The organism is Cupriavidus sp. SS-3 (genome assembly GCF_035818815.1).
GTDB classification, from domain to species: Bacteria; Pseudomonadota; Gammaproteobacteria; order Burkholderiales; family Burkholderiaceae; genus Cupriavidus; species Cupriavidus taiwanensis_C.
Genome location: NZ_JAYLVT010000001.1, coordinates 581,020 through 599,896 on the forward strand (window position 1 = coordinate 581,020; position 18,877 = coordinate 599,896).

Annotated in this window: 15 protein-coding genes; 9 read left to right on the forward strand and 6 right to left on the reverse strand. The window is 69.0% G+C overall.

Annotated features, from left to right (window positions below; all coding sequences use genetic code 11):
- Positions 1-17: 17 nt before the first annotated feature.
- The 6 genes from U9J39_RS02610 to U9J39_RS02635 all read right to left on the reverse strand — a co-directional run bounded on the left by U9J39_RS02610 (position 18) and on the right by U9J39_RS02635 (position 6,089).
- Positions 18-392 (reverse strand): helix-turn-helix domain-containing protein, encoded by a 375-nt coding sequence (locus tag U9J39_RS02610; protein ID WP_115713878.1) that lies wholly within the window; start codon positions 390-392, stop codon positions 18-20.
- Between the two features lie 985 nt (positions 393-1,377).
- Positions 1,378-2,427 carry a glycosyltransferase family 2 protein gene (locus tag U9J39_RS02615; RefSeq protein WP_326346457.1) on the reverse strand — a complete coding sequence of 350 codons (1,050 nt, stop codon included), beginning with the start codon at positions 2,425-2,427 and terminating at the stop codon, positions 1,378-1,380.
- Positions 2,428-2,432: 5 nt separating this feature from the next.
- Positions 2,433-4,091 (reverse strand): DUF6311 domain-containing protein, encoded by a 1,659-nt coding sequence (locus tag U9J39_RS02620; protein ID WP_326346458.1) that lies wholly within the window; start codon positions 4,089-4,091, stop codon positions 2,433-2,435.
- Positions 4,092-4,108: 17 nt separating this feature from the next.
- Entirely contained in the window at positions 4,109-4,546 is a 438-nt protein-coding gene (locus U9J39_RS02625; protein ID WP_172581854.1) for a GtrA family protein, read from the reverse strand.
- Positions 4,543-4,773 (reverse strand): hypothetical protein, encoded by a 231-nt coding sequence (locus tag U9J39_RS02630; RefSeq protein ID WP_172581853.1) that lies wholly within the window; start codon positions 4,771-4,773, stop codon positions 4,543-4,545. The genes U9J39_RS02625 and U9J39_RS02630 overlap by 4 nt, the downstream gene beginning before the upstream one ends.
- 98 nt (positions 4,774-4,871) lie before the next feature.
- Positions 4,872-6,089 (reverse strand): glycosyltransferase family 4 protein, encoded by a 1,218-nt coding sequence (locus U9J39_RS02635; protein WP_240991365.1) that lies wholly within the window; start codon positions 6,087-6,089, stop codon positions 4,872-4,874.
- A gap of 124 nt (positions 6,090-6,213) precedes the next feature.
- Here U9J39_RS02635 and U9J39_RS02640 point away from each other — a divergent pair, with 124 nt between their 5' ends.
- From U9J39_RS02640 to U9J39_RS02680, 9 genes are all read left to right on the forward strand, one after another.
- Positions 6,214-7,371, forward strand: coding sequence for a glycosyltransferase (locus U9J39_RS02640; protein ID WP_116314009.1), 1,158 nt, complete (start codon positions 6,214-6,216; stop codon positions 7,369-7,371).
- Positions 7,372-8,080: 709 nt separating this feature from the next.
- Positions 8,081-9,853, forward strand: a complete 1,773-nt coding sequence (locus U9J39_RS02645) for a type I secretion system permease/ATPase (protein ID WP_240987784.1) — start codon at positions 8,081-8,083, stop codon at positions 9,851-9,853.
- Positions 9,854-9,864: 11 nt separating this feature from the next.
- Positions 9,865-11,208: an HlyD family type I secretion periplasmic adaptor subunit gene (locus tag U9J39_RS02650; protein ID WP_115713872.1), complete on the forward strand. Its 1,344-nt coding sequence runs from the start codon at positions 9,865-9,867 to the stop codon at positions 11,206-11,208.
- The gene (locus U9J39_RS02655) at positions 11,208-12,704 is read left to right on the forward strand and encodes a TolC family outer membrane protein (protein ID WP_326346459.1); all 1,497 of its coding nucleotides are present in this window, start codon (positions 11,208-11,210) and stop codon (positions 12,702-12,704) included. The genes U9J39_RS02650 and U9J39_RS02655 overlap by 1 nt, the downstream gene beginning before the upstream one ends.
- Complete coding sequence (locus tag U9J39_RS02660) at positions 12,691-14,169, forward strand: mannose-1-phosphate guanylyltransferase/mannose-6-phosphate isomerase (RefSeq protein WP_326346460.1); 1,479 nt, start codon at positions 12,691-12,693, stop codon at positions 14,167-14,169. Before U9J39_RS02655 ends, U9J39_RS02660 begins: the two co-directional genes overlap by 14 nt.
- Positions 14,170-14,204: 35 nt before the next feature.
- Positions 14,205-14,984 carry an ABC transporter permease gene (locus tag U9J39_RS02665; protein ID WP_116314014.1) on the forward strand — a complete coding sequence of 260 codons (780 nt, stop codon included), beginning with the start codon at positions 14,205-14,207 and terminating at the stop codon, positions 14,982-14,984.
- Between the two features lies 1 nt (position 14,985).
- Positions 14,986-16,266, forward strand: a complete 1,281-nt coding sequence (locus U9J39_RS02670) for an ABC transporter ATP-binding protein (RefSeq protein ID WP_326346461.1) — start codon at positions 14,986-14,988, stop codon at positions 16,264-16,266.
- Positions 16,256-17,845, forward strand: coding sequence for a methyltransferase domain-containing protein (locus U9J39_RS02675; RefSeq protein WP_326346462.1), 1,590 nt, complete (start codon positions 16,256-16,258; stop codon positions 17,843-17,845). The genes U9J39_RS02670 and U9J39_RS02675 overlap by 11 nt, the downstream gene beginning before the upstream one ends.
- On the forward strand, positions 17,842-18,867 hold the full coding sequence (locus U9J39_RS02680; protein ID WP_115713866.1) for a glycosyltransferase family 4 protein: 1,026 nt from the start codon (positions 17,842-17,844) through the stop codon (positions 18,865-18,867). The genes U9J39_RS02675 and U9J39_RS02680 overlap by 4 nt, the downstream gene beginning before the upstream one ends.
- The last annotated feature ends 10 nt before the right edge of the window (positions 18,868-18,877 follow it).

Below are 18,877 nucleotides of genomic sequence, written 5' to 3' on the forward strand. Positions count from 1 at the left end.
GCCGTTGGCGTGACGCTCTACCCGGCGCCGTGGCTCGTTGCCAGTGCGCAGACCGGGATCTCGAGTTCGCGCGCAAGCCGGCGCAGCAAGTCGGCGGCGGGCCGGCGGCGGCCGGTCTCGATCATCGAGATATAGGCGCGCGTTACACCGACGCGCTCGGCCAGTTGAGAACTCGGCAAGCCGCGAAAGCGGCGCCATGCGCGCAGCTCGGAGCTGCCGGCGGAAATCGCGGCCTGCACCAGCAGCGGCGGGCAGAACGAAGTCGCGGTACCGGCATCCTTTCCCGCTTCCTCCAGCAGCCGCTGGATGCAGCCCCTGATGTCCTTCCACGTCCGCTCGGGAACCAGCACGAAGCGCCGGCCCTCGTACTCGATGAATTCCACCTCATGCATGTCGGCTTGCCCTGAGAAGCGCACCGGGTGGTGCGTGCCTGTCGAAAGGCAAGGCTAGCCGATGGCATGCGCACGGGGATGTGACAGGTGTCACAGCATTGCCGCCGCCGTCCCCTTTGGTGGGGTGTCTATCGAACTCGCCGCAAGTTGTCTTGCTTTTCTGACGAAATGACTTTAATAATTCGTCTGAGATTTATTGCAAATTCATCTGTTATGGCAAACATGCCATGTCAATACCGAATTTCGGCGACGCGCAGGTTACCCATGTTTGGGTGATGAGCGGGGCCGCGATTGCGGGCACCATGTTGTGCCGGCAATGTCCGAACGATGTGCCCGGGGCATGGGCGCATCGATAGCAATACTGCCTTGGTCTGTGTATTGAGGTTTTTGCTTTACCAACGAAAAAGACCGTGATGCAAAGCACGGCTCGACGGGGAATGAAGGTGGTTGAACGAATAACAATAGTGGTTCGTACGGAAACGGGTTGGGCGATCGAGCAGCATGTCGGAGAATTTGCCGTCGTCTTCAATGGGGAGTACCTGAGCTGCATGCAGGCCAAAGAGGCAGCCGAGCGACTCTTCCCCAATCAGCATGTCACAGTCGCGCCGGTCAGCCGGCATCCACATTCAGGGCCGGCTGCCAAGCCAAGGCCAACGCGACGAACAAGGCGGGGTTCACACTGAGCATGGCGGGCGCATGATTTCGCAGATGCGCCTGCCCTCACCCCCGCCCCTCTCCCGCAAGCGGGAGAGGGGAGCAAACAAGCAAGAGAGCAGGCCTGTGGCCTCACCCGCGATAACGCGTGCGAGCGCAGCGATGCGCTCCGTGCCCGTGCGCTTGACCCGAGATGATGGGCGCGTGCGGCGCAGCCGCAGGCGACCCACCGCCCCACCCGCTCCCTTCCCACAAAAAAAGATGCCAGGCGTGCGGGGGCAGCCTGGCGATAACGGGAAAGTTGGCGGGGTCATTGCGCCAACAGGACCCACTATAGAAGCTCGCGATCCACCCGGCTGTGATCGGTATCACAAGCCCCTACGGGCGTCCGCCCGCGCGGCGGTGCCGGCTGAATCTCCATGTCCCGCAACACGATGCCACTTCGCAAACCTTCGTCGGGCTCGCGCACGAAGAACGACGGGCGCTGTTTTTGCGCGTCATAGACGCGTGCCAGATAGACGGCCAGCACGCCCACTGCGAGCAGCAACAGGCTGCTGAACGCTGCCTGCGCAATGATCACGGTGGTAAAGCCGTCCAGGGCATTGCCACTGAGGTAGCGCGCCACGGTCTGCACGATCAGCAGGAAGCTCAGCACCACGCCGGCGAAGCCCGCGATGGCGACCGCCTGCAGCGGCAGCGACGAGAATGCCACCAGGCTGCGCAGCGAATAGCGCAGCAAGCCGGCCACCGACCATGAGGAATGCCCCGCTTCCCGAGGCGCCACGTCGAAGGGGATATCGACCTGACGGAACCCCACCCACGCCACCAGCCCGCGAAAGAAGCGGTCCCGCTCCGGGCAGCGCAGCAGCGCATCGGCTACCTGGCGGTCGAGCAGCTTGTAGTCGCTGGCGCCTTCGAAGGAAAAGCCGGTGGCGCGCTCGAACATCCGGTAGAACAGGCGCGACGCCGTGGCATAGGCAGCGTGCTCCTCGCCGCGATGCCGCTTGCGCGCATTGACCACATCGGCGCCGGCGCGCCAGGCACTGATCATCTGCGGGATCAGCGCGGGCGGATGCTGCAGGTCCGCGTCGATGAAGAGCAGGCCGCGGCCGCGGGCACAGGCCAGCCCCGCTTCCAGTGCCGCCTCCTTGCCGAAGTTGCGCGAAAAATGGATGGCGCGCACGAACCGGTGGCGCCGTGCCAGCTCGTCGGCAACCGCCGCGGTCTGGTCGCTGGAACCGTCATTGACGATCACGATCTCGAAGCGCGAGACGGCCTGTGCGAGTTCGCTGACGATACGGGGCAGCGCGAGCGGCAGGCTGGCCGCTTCGTTGTACGCGGGGATGATGACGGACAGCTCCGTCGGTTCGCTGGTGTGCATGGGGATCACCTGATGCCGGAGCTACAGAAGTGCAGACCATGCCGGGCCAGGCAATGGGCGGTCCACCCGCGCCCGGCAATGTACTGCGTGTCATACGGCGGCCCGAGCACGACCAGCACGCCTGGCGCAAGCCCCTGTCCGGACAGGGCCGCGGCGAAGCGCGTGCAGTCGGTCTGCTGGCGTGCGCCGGAGAGACTGTTGATGGCGAGGCCGCCACGCGCGGCCAGCAGCTGCAGGGCGAATCCGCCATGCATGGCGGCTCGGTCGTCGGAGCAGCCCACTGGCGGATGGAACGCCAGCGCGGCATGGCGCCCGACCAGCGCGCCGACCAGCGGGTCGGATGACACCGGGTCCATGGGCTTCTCGGCAACGGCGACCGAGCGCAGCACCGCGGTGTCGAGCCACTGCAGTGCGGCGACGGCCACCATGCAGGCAGCGGCCGTGCGCGGACGGTAGCAGCGCGCCAGCCCATACAGCACGAAGGCGGCAATGGCATAGCCCACCGGCCAGAAGAAGCGCCCCGAGGCGCGGAAGGTCGTGCTCAGGCCCTGCAGGCCCGCCGGCCAGTCGTAGCGCAACAGGCGATAGCCGCCGGCATACACAGTGGTGGACAAGGCGTAGAGCGTCAGGCAGGCCAGCAGCGCCAGCAGCGGCCATTGCCGCCGGGCCGCGGCGCGCAGCGGAGCGCCGCGGCCCGCGCAGGCGGCTCCCGCCACCAGCAGCAGGCCTGCCAGCAGGCCCAGGCCGAGGTAGTTGAATCCCTCCATCTGGCCCGGCGTGCCGCGCGCAAAATGCCCGCTGCCCGGCAGCAGGCCGCTCTTCCCCATCGCGCCGAACGGCGCGAGCAGGTTCATCGAGTAGATGCCGAAACCCTCGCTGCCGCGCACCAGGCCCTGGCCGAGATAGCCGCCCAGCGCAAGCGCAAAGCCAAGCACGCACAGGGTCAGGCCGACGGCCGCCAGCGCGCCGCGCGCCGCGCCAGGCTGCCGCGCAAACGCCGCACACAGTGCGCTCAGCAGGAAGAACGGCAAGGTCATGGCCAGCAGGTAGGGATGGATGCCCAGTGCCACGACCAGCAGGGCTGGCCACCTCCAGTCCAGCGGCGCGCGCACCATGGCCGCGGGCGGGCCCAGTGCCAGCGCCAGCGCGAGGATCAGGACGAACTGGCCGCACAGCGCCAGATGCCACATCCAGTAACGGAACAGCAGGGCAGGCATGACCAGGGCCAGCACCGTGCCGGCGGCAACGTGAACGGCCTGGCGCAGGCCCAACCGGTCTAGCAGCAATGTCATTGCCCAGGCTTGTCCCAGCATGCAGATCCAGAGCCAGGCGGGCGTCGGTTCCGGCGCCGCGCCGCCGGCCCGGTACCACAGCTTGCCGGCCAGGGCAAAGAGCGGAATGCTGTCGGTGAAGATCACGCTGCGCAGGCCGTCGAGGCTGGGCACGCGCATCGAGAACAGCGGCAGCCGCCAGCTATCGGCGTAGTAGTACCAGGCGCCGGCCAGCGCCTGTGCCTGGTCGCCTTGCGGAAAACGCAGGGCCGGATCCGTGCCCAGCATCACTGCCGGCGACAGCACCGCGGGAGCAAGGATAAGCGCCGTGAGCAGCGCAACGGCGATGCGCCGGCCGAGCGTCAATTCAGTTGACGCACGCTGGAGAGCCACGCGCAAGGCGCCGGCCATCATGGCGTACCGGCCGCACGCGCACGGAACAGCCAGCGCATCGCAACGAAGTTGACGACGGCCATCACCACTTCCGCCGCCAGCTTGGCCACCAGCAGCCGCTCGCCACAAAGCCGCAGTGCCAGTGTCAGCACCACCGGCGAGAGCGCCACGCCGGCGAGCGTCAGCACGCCGTAGCCACCGCCCTGGGAAAGCAGTCCGTGCGCATCCACGCCCCCATGGCGGAAGGAATAGCCCTTGTGCGCGACGAAACCGATGATGGCGCCAGCGCCACGGCTCGCCGCCTGCGCCGCCGCCGGCGCGACACCGGCGTGCGTGAGCGAAAGGAACAGCGCGATATCCGCGAGCAACAGCGCGCAGCCGGTCACCACGTAGCGGCCGAAGGTCGTGCGCACCGGCAGCGCGTGCACGCCGCCGTGCCGGTGCTGACGCGTCATGGGCAAGCTCCGGTGGCATGCAGATGCTCGCGCAGCACGACTACCGGCGGCGCCGCGCCCTGCAGGAAGCGCAGGCGCGCGGCGTGCTGCAGCCGGGCCAGCGCGGTGTCGATATCCGCGGCCGGTCCGCCGGCCGAGCGGCGCGCCTGCGAACCGGCCTCGGCGGAAGCCGTGCATGGAATGCGGAACCCGTCCACCATGATGTCGAACTGAATGGCGTGGCTCATGCTCTGGCTGCCTTGCTTTTCTCGCTGGGTCAAAGCGGCAAGCGTAGCCGGCGGACTGCACCCGTTCCGTGATGGGTGTCACATTCCTCCGCGTGCCGTCACCCGCGCCCCGTGGCGAGCAGTTCGCGATAGACCTCGAGGGTTTCGCGCGCGCAGCGCTGCCAGCTGAAGCCGGCGGCGCGGCGCAGGGCGCGTGCGCCGATGGCCGCACGCCAGTGCGCGTCTTCGCAGGCGCGCAACATTGCCGCGCTGAAGCCATCGATGTCGTCCGGGTCCAGCAAAACCCCGCCATCACCCACCACGTCCGGCAGCGCCGAACGGTCCGAGCAGATGACCGGTACCCCGCAGGCCATGGCTTCAAGCGGCGGCAGGCCGAAGCCTTCGTAGATGGACGGGTAGACCATGGCGCAGGCGCCGGCGACCAGGCTCGGCAGATCCGCGTCGGGCACATAGCCCGCCACGCGAACCTCGCCCCGCGCCACGGCGGGTGCCATCTCGCGCTCCAGCTCGCTGGTCAGCCAGCCCTTGATGCCGGCCAGCACCAGCGGCATATGGCGTCGCAGCGCGGCCGGCAACCGCTGGTGCGCGCGCAGCGCCGTGGAAAGCCGCTTGCGCGGCTCCAGGGTGCCCAGTGCCAGCAGATAGCGGCCGGGCAGCAGACCCTGGCGTGCGAGCACCGGCGCAAGCACGTCGGTCGCAAGGGGCCGGAACGCCGGCGCGACGCCGTTGTGGACCACCCTGACCTTGCCGGGGTCGACCTCGCACAGTGCCAGCAACTCGGCGCGCACGAAGTCGGACACCACGATGACGCGGTCGGCCCTCGTCAGCGCGCGCGGAAACTGGCGGCGCATCAGGTCGACCCGTGCAGCGGGATGGGTCTCCGGATAGCGCAGCCACGATACGTCGTGCGCCGTGAGTACGGTCGGCAGCGCGCCGTAGCAGAAGGGCAGGAAGTTGGTCTCATGGTAGAGCGCCGCCTCGCGCGGCAGGCCCGCGCGGAACCGGTGCGCCTGCCACGCGCGCGAGGCGGCATGCGCCAGCCCCGAGCGGCGCAGCAGGCCCCGCCCCGCGGTACGCCATGCGGCGGGGCGCGCCGCATTGTGCGGCGCCAGCCCATCGGCCCCGGCGTGAGCGCTGGCGCTGCGGGCCTCGCTCCAGCCTGTGCCCAGGAAACAGTGCGGCGCCGCGCCAAGCGCCGCCAGCTCGCGCACCAGGTGACGCGTGTACTGGCCGATTCCGGTCAGCGGGGATGACAGCGAAACGGCACCCACCGCGACGCACAGCGGCTGGGCCAGGAAGCAGGAGGACAGGGGCATGAGGCGCAACCATAGCGAGCCGGTGGCCGCCGTTCTGTGACAGCCATCACACTGCGCGGGTGCGCGCCACGAGAGACTCTGCCACCAGCGCCGACCAGGGCCGGATGCCAAGCCACACACTGACATGAATATTCTGCACGTCTTCAAGGTGTACTACCCGGACTCGTACGGGGGCATCGAACAGGTCATCCGCCAGCTCGCGCGCAGGCAGCCCGACGGCCTGGCGCACGAGGTATTCACCCTGAGCCGGCATGGCGGTGGCGCGCAGCGCGAGCTGGAGATCGACGGCGTGCGCGTCACGCGCGCGCGTGCGCACCTGTCGCCAGCCTCGACGCCGATCTCGTTCAGTGCGCTGGCGCAGTTCCGGCGCGCGGTGGCGTGGGCCGATGTCGTGCAGTACCACTTCCCATGGCCCTTCGGCGACGTGCTGCATTTTGCCGCGGGCGTGCGCGTGCCGGCGCTCGTCACCTACCACTCCGACATCGTGCGCCAGCGCCTGCTGATGCCCGTGTATGCGCCGCTGATGCATCGTTTCCTGGGCAGCATGCAGGCCATCGTCGCCACCTCGCCCAACTACCTCGAAACCAGCGACGTACTGCGCCGCCATCGCGCGCGCGTGCACACCATCCCGATCGGCCTCGATGCCAGCGAATGCGAGGCGGACCCCGCCCGCGTCGCCATGTGGCGCGAACGCGTGGGGGAGGGCTTCTTCCTGTTCGTGGGCGTGATCCGCTACTACAAGGGCCTGCATATCCTGATGCAGGCGTGCCGCGACGCGGCGTTCCGCGTCGTCATCGTCGGCACCGGACCGCAGGAAGACGCCCTGAGGCAACAGGCCGTCGCGCTGGGGCTCGACAACGTGACGTTCCTCGGCGTGCTGCCGGATGCCGACAAGCATGCGCTGCTGTCGCTGTGCCGGGGTGTGGTGTTCCCCTCGCACCTGCGGGCCGAAGCTTTCGGCGTCACGCTGCTCGAAGGGGCAATGTTCGGCAAGCCGCTGGTGTCTTCCGAGATCGGCACCGGCAGCAGCTATGTCAACGTGCACGATCACACCGGCTACGTGGTGCCGCCGGCCGATCCGGCATCCCTGCGTGCCGCGCTCACGCGGCTGCACGCCGACGCCAGCCTGGCCGCAACCCTCGGCCGTAACGCCCGCGCCCGCTTCGTCGAAAAATTCAGCGCCAGCACGATGCGGCGGCGTTACCACGCGCTCTACGAAAGCGTGTTGCGCGACGGCGCGGTGACAACGCCGGCGGGCGAACCGGAGTTTCGGCGCTGGTGAGGTTGCTGCCAGCATGCGTCAACGAATTGGGATAGCGAACGCCTTGCGGATTCTGGTCGCGTACTCCGTTGATGCGCCGGCCCTCACCCCCGCCCCTCTCCCGCAAGCGGGAGAGGGGAGCAAACAAGCGGGCAATAAGAACCAGAGGGATCGCCCGCGATAGCGCGTGCGAGCGCAGCGATGCACTCCGTGCCCGAGCCGTAGACCTGAGCTAGTGAGCGCGCGCAGCGCAGCCGAAGGCGTCCTACCAACAACGCCGTTCGCAGGCGGCCACCGACCTGAAGTCGGGTTCGTCCATCCGACCTCGAACGCCAGGCACATCCAGGTAGCGTCAGCAGGGTCGAACCACCAACCGCTTCACCGCAAGTCACCACCGTTCGAACCACCAACGCCGCCTTAGCCAGCCGCTCAGGCGACGCGTTTCTTGCCTACTTCTTGGCGCTCGGCCAAGAAGTAGGTCGCCGGCTGCGCCGGCGAAACAGCCGCGCCCGCCAAGCACGACAGCCATCCGCATTGCCTAAAGAAAACCTCTCACCCACCAAAACAAAACCAACCGTGACCCACCTCACACAATTTTGTGATGAACGTCACAAGCACCACCCCAGCCCTCATCCAGAATTCGCACCTGCTTTGTGACACCACGTCACAACGCGACCAGCCCCCGGCAGGTGCCATTCTCCGCAGTGCTTAAGGTGTATCCGCAATCCATATGAGCCAATCCGCGCCTCCCGGCAGTGAAATCCTGACAGCCCTGCGCGCGCACAAGAGTGCCCTGCGCAATATCGGCGTGTTCAGTGCCGTGATCAACCTGCTGATGCTCGTGCCGTCGCTCTACATGCTGCAGGTCTACGACCGCGTGCTGCAAAGCCGCAGCGAGACCACGCTGTGGATGCTCAGCGCCATCACGCTGGGCTTGTTTGCGCTGATCTCCGTGCTCGAGTACGTGCGCAGCCAGGTGGCCATCCATGTCGGTGCCCAGCTTGACGCCCAGCTCAACCGGCGCGTCTACACCGCCGCCTTCGAAACCAACCTGCGCCAGGGTGGCTACATCGCCGGCCAGGCGCTCAACGACCTGACCACGCTGCGTCAGTTCATTTCCGGCTCGACGCTGTTTGCGTTCTTCGACGCGCCGTGGTTCCCGCTTTATCTGGGCGTGATCTTCCTATTCGACTTCCATCTCGGACTGTTTGCGTTGTGCGGCGCCGCCGTGCTGATTGCGCTGGCGGTGATCAACGAGCGCATCTCGCGCCAGCCGCTGGACGAAGCGGGCCGGCTGTCGCTGCGTTCCGCCGAATCGGCCACGGTGACGCTGCGCAATGCCGAGGCCATCGAGGCAATGGGCATGCTGGGCCCGCTGCAGGCGCGCTGGCTGCGCATTCACGAAGCCTTTCTCGGCAAGCAGGGCGAGGCGAGCGAGAAGGCGTCGATCGTCGGCGCGTGGACCCGCTTCGCGCGCATCGCCTTGCAATCGATGGTGCTCGGCGTGGGTGCCTTGCTGGTGCTGGACAACGAGATCACCGCCGGGATGATGATCGCGGCCTCGATCCTGATGGGCAAGACCCTGAGCCCGGTCGAAGGCGTGATCGGCGGCTGGAAGCAGTGGAGCGCGGCGCGGGCGGCCCACGAGCGCCTGCACAAGCTTCTGGCGGCCAATCCGGCGCGGCGCAGCGCGATGTCGCTGCCGCGCCCGCGCGGGCAGCTCGCCGTGGCGCGGCTGGTCGGCGGCGCGCCGGGCACCGCGCCGGTGCTCAAGAACGTCAACTTCGCGCTGCCGCCGGGCGAGGTGCTTGGCGTGATCGGTCCCAGCGCTTCGGGCAAATCCACGCTGGCGCGCCTGCTGGTTGGCGTATGGCCGCCATTGGCGGGCGAGGTGCGGCTCGACGGCGCCGATGTCTGGCAATGGAACAAGGATGAACTGGGACCGTTCGTCGGCTATCTGCCGCAGGACATCGAGCTGTTCGCGGGGACGGTGGCGGAGAACATCGCGCGCTTTGGCGAGCTTGATGCCGAGGCTGTGGTCGAAGCCGCGCGCCTTGCCGGTGTGCACGACATGGTGCTGAAACTGCCCAAGGGCTACGGCACCGAGCTTGGCCCGGATGGCGCCGGACTGTCGGGCGGGCAGAAGCAGCGCATCGCGCTGGCGCGCGCGCTGTATGGCTCGCCGGCGCTGATCGTGCTCGACGAGCCGAACTCCAACCTGGACGAAGCCGGAGAGGCGGCGCTGGCCCGGGCGATCACGCTGTGCCGCGAACGCGGCGCCACGGTCGTCATCGTCAGCCATCGCAGCAGCGTCCTGGCCGTGACGACCCGGCTGCTGGTGCTGCAGGACGGTACCTCGCATGCATTCGGCCCGACGCAAGAGGTGCTGCGCGCGATGCAGCAGCGGGCACAGCCGCAAGCGGGCGGCAAGCCGGCGCGCGGCGCCGAGCCAGTCCTGGCGAGCCGCGGCGAGCCCGCGCGTGCCGCCGGCTCACATTCCTGACCTGAATCGCCATGCCTTTCGATCATGCATCGTCGCTGCCGCCGGCCGTCGCCGCCGCGCAGCCATCTGCGCCCGCGGTTCCCGCGCGCCGCTACAGCCGCATCGGCTGGACCGTCATCGCCGCCGGGCTGGGAGGCTTCCTGTTGTGGGCGGCGCTGGCGCCGCTGGACAAGGGCGTGCCGGTGGCGGGTACCGTCATCGTCTCGGGCAACCGCAAGGTGGTCCAGCACCCGAGCGGCGGCATTGTCGAGAAGATCCTGGTCAAGGACGGCGACAAGGTCAGGACCGGGCAGGTCCTGGTCACCATGAACCATACGCAGGCGCGCGCGCAGGCCGAGGCGACGCGTGCGCAGCTGCTCACCGCGCGTGCGGTCGAGGCGCGCCTGCTGGCGGAGCGCGACGGCCTTGCCGACATCGACTTCGGCGAGATCGGTCGCGAGGCGGCATCGGATCCGGGCGTGGCCGAGGTGATCGCCGTGCAGCGGCAACTCTTTGCCTCGCGCCGGCAGGCCTTGCAGAAGGAGCTTGGCACGATTGCCGAGGGCATCACCGGGCTGCAATCACAGTTGAGCGGGCTGCGCGATGCGCGCCAGAACAAGCAGCAGCAGCTGGCCGCACTGCGCGAGCAGCTGCAAAACATGCGTGAGCTGGCGCGCGAAGGCTACATGCCACGCAACCGTCTGCTCGACACCGAGCGCCTCTACGCGCAGGTCAACGGCGAGATCTCGGCAGATCTTGGCACCATCGGCCGCACCCAGAGCCAGCTCACCGAACTGCGCATACGCGCCAGCCTTCGCCGCGAGCAGGAACAGAAGGAGGTGCGGACGCTGCTGGGCGAAGCGCAGCGCGATGTACGCATGCTGCGCAGCCGGCTGGAGGGGCTTGACTTCGACGTCGCCAACACGCAGGTGCGCGCGCCGGTGTCGGGCTCGGTGGTGGGGCTGGCCATCTTTACCCAGGGCGGCGTGGTCGCGCCCGGCGCCCGGCTGATGGACGTGGTGCCGGACGGCGAGCCGCTCGAAGTCGAGGCGCGGGTGCCGGTCAACCTGATCGACAAGGTCACCAGCGGCCTGCCGGTGGAACTGATGTTCACGGCGTTCAACCAGAGCCGCACGCCGCGTATCCCGGCAGCGGTCTCGGTGGTGTCGGCGGACCGCCTGACCGAAGAAGAGGGCGCGCCGTACTACAAGATCCGCGCGCAGGTGACGCCGGACGGCATGGACCGGCTCGCCGGCCACCAGGTCCGGCCCGGCATGCCGGTGGAGGTCTTCATCAAGACCGGCGAGCGCACCATGCTGAGCTATCTGTTCAAGCCGGTGGCCGATCGCGCGAGAACGGCGCTGACGGAGGAATGATGCGCGTCGTTCGTGCTGGAACCGGCGTGCTGGCCACGCTCGCCGCCGCTTGCCTGCTGTGCGCGCCAGGTGGCGCCGCCGCGCAGGCCATGTCGCTGTTCGATGCCTATCACCTGGCGCTCGCGCAGGATCCCCGCTTCCGCGCCGCGGTCGAAGAGGCCGCCGCCGGCGAGCAGTACCGCGTGATCGGGCGGTCCTTCCTGTTGCCGCAGATCCAGTTCACCTACAACTGGGCGCGCAACCGTTCGGACATCACCCGCTATGCCGGGCCGCGGCTCGGCGACCAGACCACCACCGAGTTCTATCGCAGCTACAGCGGCGCGGTGCAGCTGCGCCAGCCGCTGTTCAACTGGGACTACTGGTCGCGCTTCCGCCAGGGCGAAGCGCAGTCGCAGGCCAGCGCGGCGTTGTTCGACAGCCGGCGCCAGGAACTGGCGCTGCGCGTAACCACGGCCTTCACCGAGGTGCTGGAGGCCTACGACGTGATCGCACTGGCCGAAGCAGAGCGCGACGCGCTGCAGGAACAGCTGAAACAGAACTACCGCTTCTTCGACAAGGGCGAGGGTACGCGCACCGACATCGTCGAGACGCAGGCCCGGCTCGACCTCGCGGTGGCGCAGGTGATCGAGGCACGCGACGGCCTGACCGCCGCGCGCAAGCGCCTGGACGCGATCCTCGGAGCCAGCGAGGGCGGCCAGGACCGGCTACTGGCGACATTGTCGCCGGAGTTCCGCGCGCTGGGACCGGTGCCGGCCGATATCGGGTACTGGACCGATGCCGCCATCGCCAACAATCCGGAGCTGCAGTCGCGCGAGCACGGCGTGGAGGCGGCGCGGCAGGATATCGGCCGCGCGCGTGCCGGCCACCTGCCCAGGATCGACCTGGTGGCCAGCTACGGCGAGAACAAGTCGGAAACAGTCAACACGCTGAACACCAAGTACGACACCGCGTACGTCGGCCTGCAGGTGGCCGTGCCGCTGTTCAGCGGCGGTGCCGTCAGCGCCCAGGTCAGCCAGGCCGAGGCCGGCTACCGCAAGGCGATGGCCGAGTTCGACGGGCGTCGTACCGAGGTCACGGACGAAGTGCGCAAGCAGTTCGACCTGGCCCTCAGCAGCGTGGTCAAGGTCGGCGCCTACGAGCAGGCGGAACAGGCCGCGCGGGAACTGCTGCGCGCGACGCGCCTGAGCATCGCCGCGGGCATGCGCGTCAACCTGGACCTGCTCAATGCGCAGCAGCAGCTGCATACCGCGCGCCGCAACCTGGCCCGCGCCCGCTATACCAACGTCGTCACGCGGCTGCGGCTGCGGTTTGCGGCGGGCCTGCTTACCGAGCAGGACGTGCGCGAAGCCAGTGCGCAGTTTTCAGGCCACGCCGCGACGGTGCAGCGTGAGCGGCCGGAGCGGCCCGAGCGGCAAGAGCGCAGAACCGCAAGCCGCGCCCCGGATGCGTCGGCCGCCACCAAGCCCTTTGGAGAACCCAGACATGGACAACACTGATCTGCCGGTACTGGTCCCGGTGGTGATTTCCGGCGGCGCCGGAACCCGGCTCTGGCCGGTCTCGCGCGAGACCTTTCCCAAGCCGATGATGACGCTGGCGGATGGCGAAAGTCTGCTGCAGAAGACGTTCAACCGCGTGGCGGCCCTGCCGGGCGTGCAGGAGGTAGTGACCGTCATCAACCGCGACATCTACTTTCTCGCTCGCGACACGTTCGCGCGCAGCGCCGCGGGAGCCATGCCATGCAGCTTCCTGCTCGAGCCGGTCGGCCGCAACACCGCCGCGGCCATTGCCGCGGCAGCGAGCTGGGTGGCGCGCCGGCACGGCGATCATGCCTTGATGCTGGTGCTGCCCGCCGACCACCTGATCGAGCCGCTGGAGAGTTTCGTCGAAGCGGTGACGGCGGCGGCGGCGGTGGCGCGGCAGGGGTGGCTGGCCACGTTCGGCGTGGCGCCTACCGCGCCGGAAACCGGTTACGGCTACATCCAGGCCGGGCCGCGCATCGGCGCGGCGGGCGAGTCGGCGCACCTGGCGTGCCGCTTCGTGGAGAAGCCCGCGCTGGAGCTGGCCAAGGCCTACCTGGCCAGCGGCGACTACCTGTGGAACTCGGGCATGTTCTGCTTCGCGGCCGGCGCCGTGCTGGCCGAGCTGCAGCGCTACGCCTCGGATATCGTCGACCAGGCTGCCGGCAGTGTCCGCGGCGGCCGCGAACTGCGCGCCGGCGACCAGCTGTCGCTCGAGCTTGACCCGGTGGCGTTCGAGGCGGTGCGCGCCCAGTCGCTGGATTTTGCCTTGATGGAGCGCTCCCAGCGCGTGGCCGTGGTGCGCAACACCATGCGCTGGAGCGATGTCGGTTCGTGGTCGAGCGTGAGCGCGCTGCTGCCGCAGGATGGCGAGGGCAACAGCGTGAGCGCCGAGGCCGTGCTGCACAACACCCGCCGCTGCTTTATCCGCAGCGAGCGCGTGGTCGGTGCCGTCGGCCTGGACAACCTGATGATCGTCGACACCGAGGACGCGCTGCTGGTCGCGCACCGCGAGCATGCCGAGGATGTACGCCACATCGTCACGGCGCTGCAGCGCAAAGGGCATGACGCCTACCGGCACCATCGGACGGTGCGGCGGCCCTGGGGCGCGTATTCCGTGCTGGTGGAGGGCGAGCGCTTCAAGGTCAAGCGCATTGTGGTCGCGCCCGGCCAGTCGCTGTCGCTGCAGCTGCACGCGCATCGCTACGAGCACTGGATCGTGGTGTCCGGCGAAGCGCTGGTCGAGAACGGCACGCAGCACGCGCGGCTGCTGGCCAACCAGTCCACCTACATTCCCGCGGGACAGAAGCACCGGCTGCACAACCCCGGCAGCGGCGAGCTGGTGCTGATCGAAGTGCAGTGCGGCAACTATCTGGGCGAGGACGACATCGTGCGCTTCGAGGACAACTATGGCCGTGCGCCGGCTTCGGCGCACCACGCCTGAAGTGGGCCGGTCGCGCAGACGAGGGAACAAGGACCATGGCAAGACGCGAGGCACTTTCAACGATGCTGCTGTTCGCGCGGCAGGAGCTGGTGGACCGCCAGCAGGGCCAGCTGTTCGGCATGGCCTGGCTGATCATCCACCCGCTGTGCCTTATCATCGTGTTCAGTACCGTGTTCTCGCACCTGATGCGGGCGCGGCTCGGCAGCGACGGCAGCCCCTACGCCTATACCGTGTACCTGATCGGCGGGATGCTGGCGTGGAACCTGTTCGCCAACACGCTGTCGCGCCTGTCCACGGTCTACACCGCCAAGGCACACCTGATCCGCAAGGTACCGGTAAGCCTGGGGCTGATGCCCCTGCACGTGGTCGCGGTGGAACTGGTGGTCTACGGCATATCGATGGCGCTCTATGCCGCCTACCTGGCCGTGATCGGCTTTCCGTTCAACCCGGCCTGGCTGGCGCTGCCGGCGGTGGTCGGGCTGCTGGGCGCGTTCGCCTACGGTGTCGGCATCGTGCTCGGCATGCTCGAGGTGTTCCTGCCGGACGTGCGCCATATCGTGGTGGTCGCGCTGCAGTTCGGATTCTGGATGACTCCGGTGGTCTACCTGCCCGAGATCCTGCCGCCATGGGCGCGCGGCTTGCTGTTGCTCAACCCGGCGTACTGGGCCATCGACGCGGTCCACGTCATCATCCTCGGCGGGCGGTTGCCGGCGCCGGCCCCGCTGGCGGCACTGGCGCTGCTGGCGGCCGCGCTGCTGCTGGCCGCGCGCTGGATGAAGCGGCGGCTGGAACGCGAACTACGGGACTTGCTCTGACATGCCGGGCACTGCATCCACGGCGCCGCTGCTCGCGCTGACGCGCGTCAGCAAGGCGTTCCGCCTCTACGCATCACCCGCGGACCGGCTCAGGGAGGCGCTGCTGCGCCGGGCCTGCCATCGCGACCACCAGGCGCTCGATGGCGTCAGCCTGGAAGTCCGGCCGGGCGACGCAGTCGGGGTGATCGGGCGCAACGGCGCGGGCAAGTCCACGCTGCTCAAGCTGGTCACCGGGGTACTGCTGCCCGATGCGGGCACGGTCCGGCATGCCGGCCGGGTCACCGGCTTGCTGGAACTGGGCACGGGGTTCGATCCCAACCTGTCGGGGCGCGACAACATCGACGTCAATGCCCGGCTGCTGGGCATGGACGCGGCGGAAGTGCGGCGCAAGCGCGATGCCATCATCGCGTTCTCCGAGCTGGGGCCGTTCATCGATGCCCCGGTGCGCACATACTCGTCAGGGATGACGATGCGCCTTGGCTTTGCCATCGCCATTCACGCGGATCCGGACTGCTTTGTCGTCGACGAAGCGCTGTCGGTCGGCGATGCCCGCTTCCAGCAGAAGTGCATCGCCAGGATCCGCGAGTACCGGGAGCAGGGTGGCGGCATTCTTTTTGTCTCGCACGATGTCAACGCGATCAAGCTGGTCTGCAATCGCGCGGTGGTGCTGGAAGCGGGCCGGCTGCTGTTCGACGGCCCGCCGGAGCAGGCCGTGAGCCGCTATTTCCGGCTGATCGCCGGGGTGCCCGCCGACATGCAGATGACGGCGCGCGATGACGACGGCGATGGCGACCGCGACTACGGGCAACGGCGCACGCGCATCGTGGCCGCCACGCTGCATGACGGACAAGGCCGGGCATCGCGCAAGTTTGTCTGCGGCGATGCGGTCAGCCTGCGGCTTGCCGTGGCCTCGGACGACAACGTGGCGCTGAACGTCGGCTTCCTGCTGCGCGACCGCTTCGGCCAGGACATGTTCGGCACCAATACCGGACTGCTGGGGCGCCGGGTCGAGTTCCGCCGCGGCACGGTGTCGGAATGCCGCTTCGATTTCCCGGTGCGGCTGGCGCCGGGCAGCTATTCGGTCACGCTCGCGGTCCACTCGGAGCTGACCCACCTTCACAACTGCCAGCACTGGCTGGACAACGCACTCGAGTTCGAAGTATCGGCATTTGGTTCCTGCGCCTTCGCCGGGGTGTGCGAGCTGCCGGTCAGCTTCAGCCAGACGCCGCAGGGCGTGCGCGCCGGTGCCGGTGCCGACAAGGAGATTCCCTTTGCTTCATGAGCGATATGCGCCATCCGAGCCCACTGAACCGGTCGCGCCGGCCAGGCCCGCGCCAGGCGCGGACGCCGCTTGCGCGGACCAGGCGCGGGAGCAGGCGCGCGCGGCGCTGGAGGCGCTGGTCGCCCGCGTGCGCGCCGAGGCCGCCGCGGCCGATGGCAAGGCCAGCGCGCTCGATCCGCTGTCCGCGGACTACCTGAGCCTGCCCGAGCCGGCGCTGCCGGAACTGGGCTATGCCGGCGCGGACGGTGTCCTGCACCCGGTCCATTTGCTGTCGATCCCGCGCGCGGAGTTTGTCGGGCAGGCCTACCGCCTGCTGCTGGGACGCGAGCCCGACGACGCCGGCGCCGCGCACTACGCCGCGGTGCTGGCGTTGACCGGCAGCCGGCTGTGGGTCGTGGCACAGCTGCGCGGCTCGGCCGAGGGCCGTCGTCGCAGCGTACGGCTGGCCGGCGGCGCCGGACTGCTGGCACGGTACCTGGCGGCCCGCGTCGCGGTACGGCTGGGCCTGGGCGGACCGGCGCGGCGCGCCTTCGGCCGCTACGAGCAGCGCCTGGCCAGCCGCGAGGCGGCGGGGGTCTGGCTCGCCGATGCGTTGCAGCGGCAACGCGACGGCATGCTGCGCGCGCAGCGCGCCTGGCGCAAGCCGATCGAGGCGGTCGCGGGCAGCGTGCTGAATGCCCTGCGCGAACAGCGCGACGCACGCGCGCGCCTCGACGTGCTGGAAGACCAGCTCGACAAGCTCTCGGCCGAGCTGACCCATGAGCGCCTGTCGCGCATGGGCGAGCGCCGCACCGCGCCGCCCGTGCCGGGCCTGCTGCCCCACCACGGCGGTGGCGATAACGTGCATGGCGAGGCCGCGCCCGGCGCGGACCTGCGCGCGCAGATCGAAGCCTATTACATGGCCTTCGAGAACGCTAACCGCGGCTCGCGCGAAGAGATCCGCCGCAAGCTGTCCGCCTATGACGACTGGATCGAGGCCCTGCGCAAGGCGGCACCCGGCCCGGTGCTGGACATCGGCTGCGGGCGCGGCGAATGGCTGGAACTGCTGGCCGAGCGTGGCATTCCGGCGCGCGGCGTCGATCTCAACAGCACCATGGTGGCGTTCTGCCGCGGCCGCGGCCTGGAGGTCGACGCCTGCGATGGCGTAGAGGCCATGGCCCGCATGCCGGCCGCCGCGCTGGGCGCGGTGACGGCGTTCCATGTGGTCGAGCATCTGCCTTTCGAAGTGCTGTACGCGATGATCGCCAACGCGGCGCGGGTGCTGGCGCCGGGCGGCTCGATCCTGATCGAGACGCCGAATCCGGAGAACCTGCTGGTGGGCAGCCATACCTTCTATCACGACTTCTCCCACCGCAATCCGGTCACGCCGACGTCGCTGTCGTTCCTGCTGGCATTCCACGGCTTCGAGGCGCCGCAGGTGCTGCGGCTCAATCCTTATCCGGCAGCGGCCAAGGTGCCCGGCGACGACCCCTTGACCGAACGCGTCAACGGCCACCTGTGCGGACCGCAGGACTACGCCATGATCGCGCGCAAGCCGCTGCTGCCGACGGCCACGCCGCACGAAGCCGCCGCACCGTGAAGATCCTGCTGACCGCGAACCTGGTGCCGTTCCTGCACGGCGGCGCCGAGTACCACATCGCCAATCTCGCCGCCGCGCTGCGCGAGGCCGGGCACACGCTCGAGGTGCTGCGGCTGCCGTTTCGCTTCGGGCCGGAGCACGCCGTGGAGCAGGCCATGGCGCACGCAGCCGCGCTCGATATGCATCGCCCCAACGGGGTGGAGATCGACCGCGTGATCAGCCTGCAGTTTCCGGGCTGGGGGCTTGCGCACCCGGATCACCACGTGTGGGTGATGCACCAGCATCGCGCCGTGTACGACCTGTATGCCGAAGCCGCGGCCACGCCGCCGCTGAGGCGCCTGCGCGAGCGTGTGATCGCCTTCGACAACGCCAGCCTTGCCCGCACCCGCCGGCGCTTCGCCAACTCGCAGCGCGTGGCGCAGCGGCTGTGGCAGTACAACCAGATCGAAGCCGAGCCGCTCTATCACCCGCCGCCGCTGGTGGGGCGGTTCCGCTGCGAAGCGGCGCTGCCGTTCGTCTTCATGCCGAGCCGGCTCGAGACGCTCAAGCGCCAGGCGCTGCTGGTCGAGGCCGCCGCGCGGCTGCGTGGCGGGCTGTCGATCGTGCTGGCCGGTACCGGCGGCCAGATGGAAATGCTGCGCCAGCGGATCGAGGCGCTCGGCGTGGGCCACCGCGTGGCGCTGCTGGGCGAGATCAGCGAACAGGAGAAGCTGCACTTCTACGCCCGCGCGCTTGCCGTGTGCTTTCCCGCGCGCGACGAAGACTACGGCTATGTGACGCTCGAGGCGATGCTGTCCGCCAAGCCGGTGGTGGTCTGCAGCGACGGCGGCGGGCCGCTCGAGTTCGTGCGGCACGGGGAAAACGGCTGGGTGGTGCCGCCGGACCCGGACGCGCTGGCCGCGACGCTGGAGGCCATCGCGGCGCATCCGGCGCAGGCCGCCGAGATGGGCGTGGCGGGTCGCCAGATGCTGCTGGCGCGCGGCATCGGCTGGGAACACGTGGTCGCGACGCTGACCTCGTGAGCGGCGCACC

Bases quoted from the DNA above. Each gene is read 5' to 3' on its own strand.
- U9J39_RS02660 (WP_326346460.1), top strand. From the start codon at position 12,691: ATGGACAACACTGATCTGCCGGTACTGGTCCCGGTGGTGATTTCCGGC.
- U9J39_RS02625 (WP_172581854.1), bottom strand. From the start codon at position 4,546: ATGACGCGTCAGCACCGGCACGGCGGCGTGCACGCGCTGCCGGTGCGC.
- U9J39_RS02640 (WP_116314009.1), top strand. From the start codon at position 6,214: ATGAATATTCTGCACGTCTTCAAGGTGTACTACCCGGACTCGTACGGG.
- U9J39_RS02645 (WP_240987784.1), top strand. From the start codon at position 8,081: ATGAGCCAATCCGCGCCTCCCGGCAGTGAAATCCTGACAGCCCTGCGC.
- U9J39_RS02670 (WP_326346461.1), top strand. From the start codon at position 14,986: ATGCCGGGCACTGCATCCACGGCGCCGCTGCTCGCGCTGACGCGCGTC.
- U9J39_RS02655 (WP_326346459.1), top strand. From the start codon at position 11,208: ATGCGCGTCGTTCGTGCTGGAACCGGCGTGCTGGCCACGCTCGCCGCC.
- U9J39_RS02665 (WP_116314014.1), top strand. From the start codon at position 14,205: ATGGCAAGACGCGAGGCACTTTCAACGATGCTGCTGTTCGCGCGGCAG.
- U9J39_RS02630 (WP_172581853.1), bottom strand. From the start codon at position 4,773: ATGAGCCACGCCATTCAGTTCGACATCATGGTGGACGGGTTCCGCATT.
- U9J39_RS02650 (WP_115713872.1), top strand. From the start codon at position 9,865: ATGCCTTTCGATCATGCATCGTCGCTGCCGCCGGCCGTCGCCGCCGCG.
- U9J39_RS02615 (WP_326346457.1), bottom strand. From the start codon at position 2,427: ATGCACACCAGCGAACCGACGGAGCTGTCCGTCATCATCCCCGCGTAC.
- U9J39_RS02610 (WP_115713878.1), bottom strand. From the start codon at position 392: ATGCATGAGGTGGAATTCATCGAGTACGAGGGCCGGCGCTTCGTGCTG.
- U9J39_RS02635 (WP_240991365.1), bottom strand. From the start codon at position 6,089: ATGCCCCTGTCCTCCTGCTTCCTGGCCCAGCCGCTGTGCGTCGCGGTG.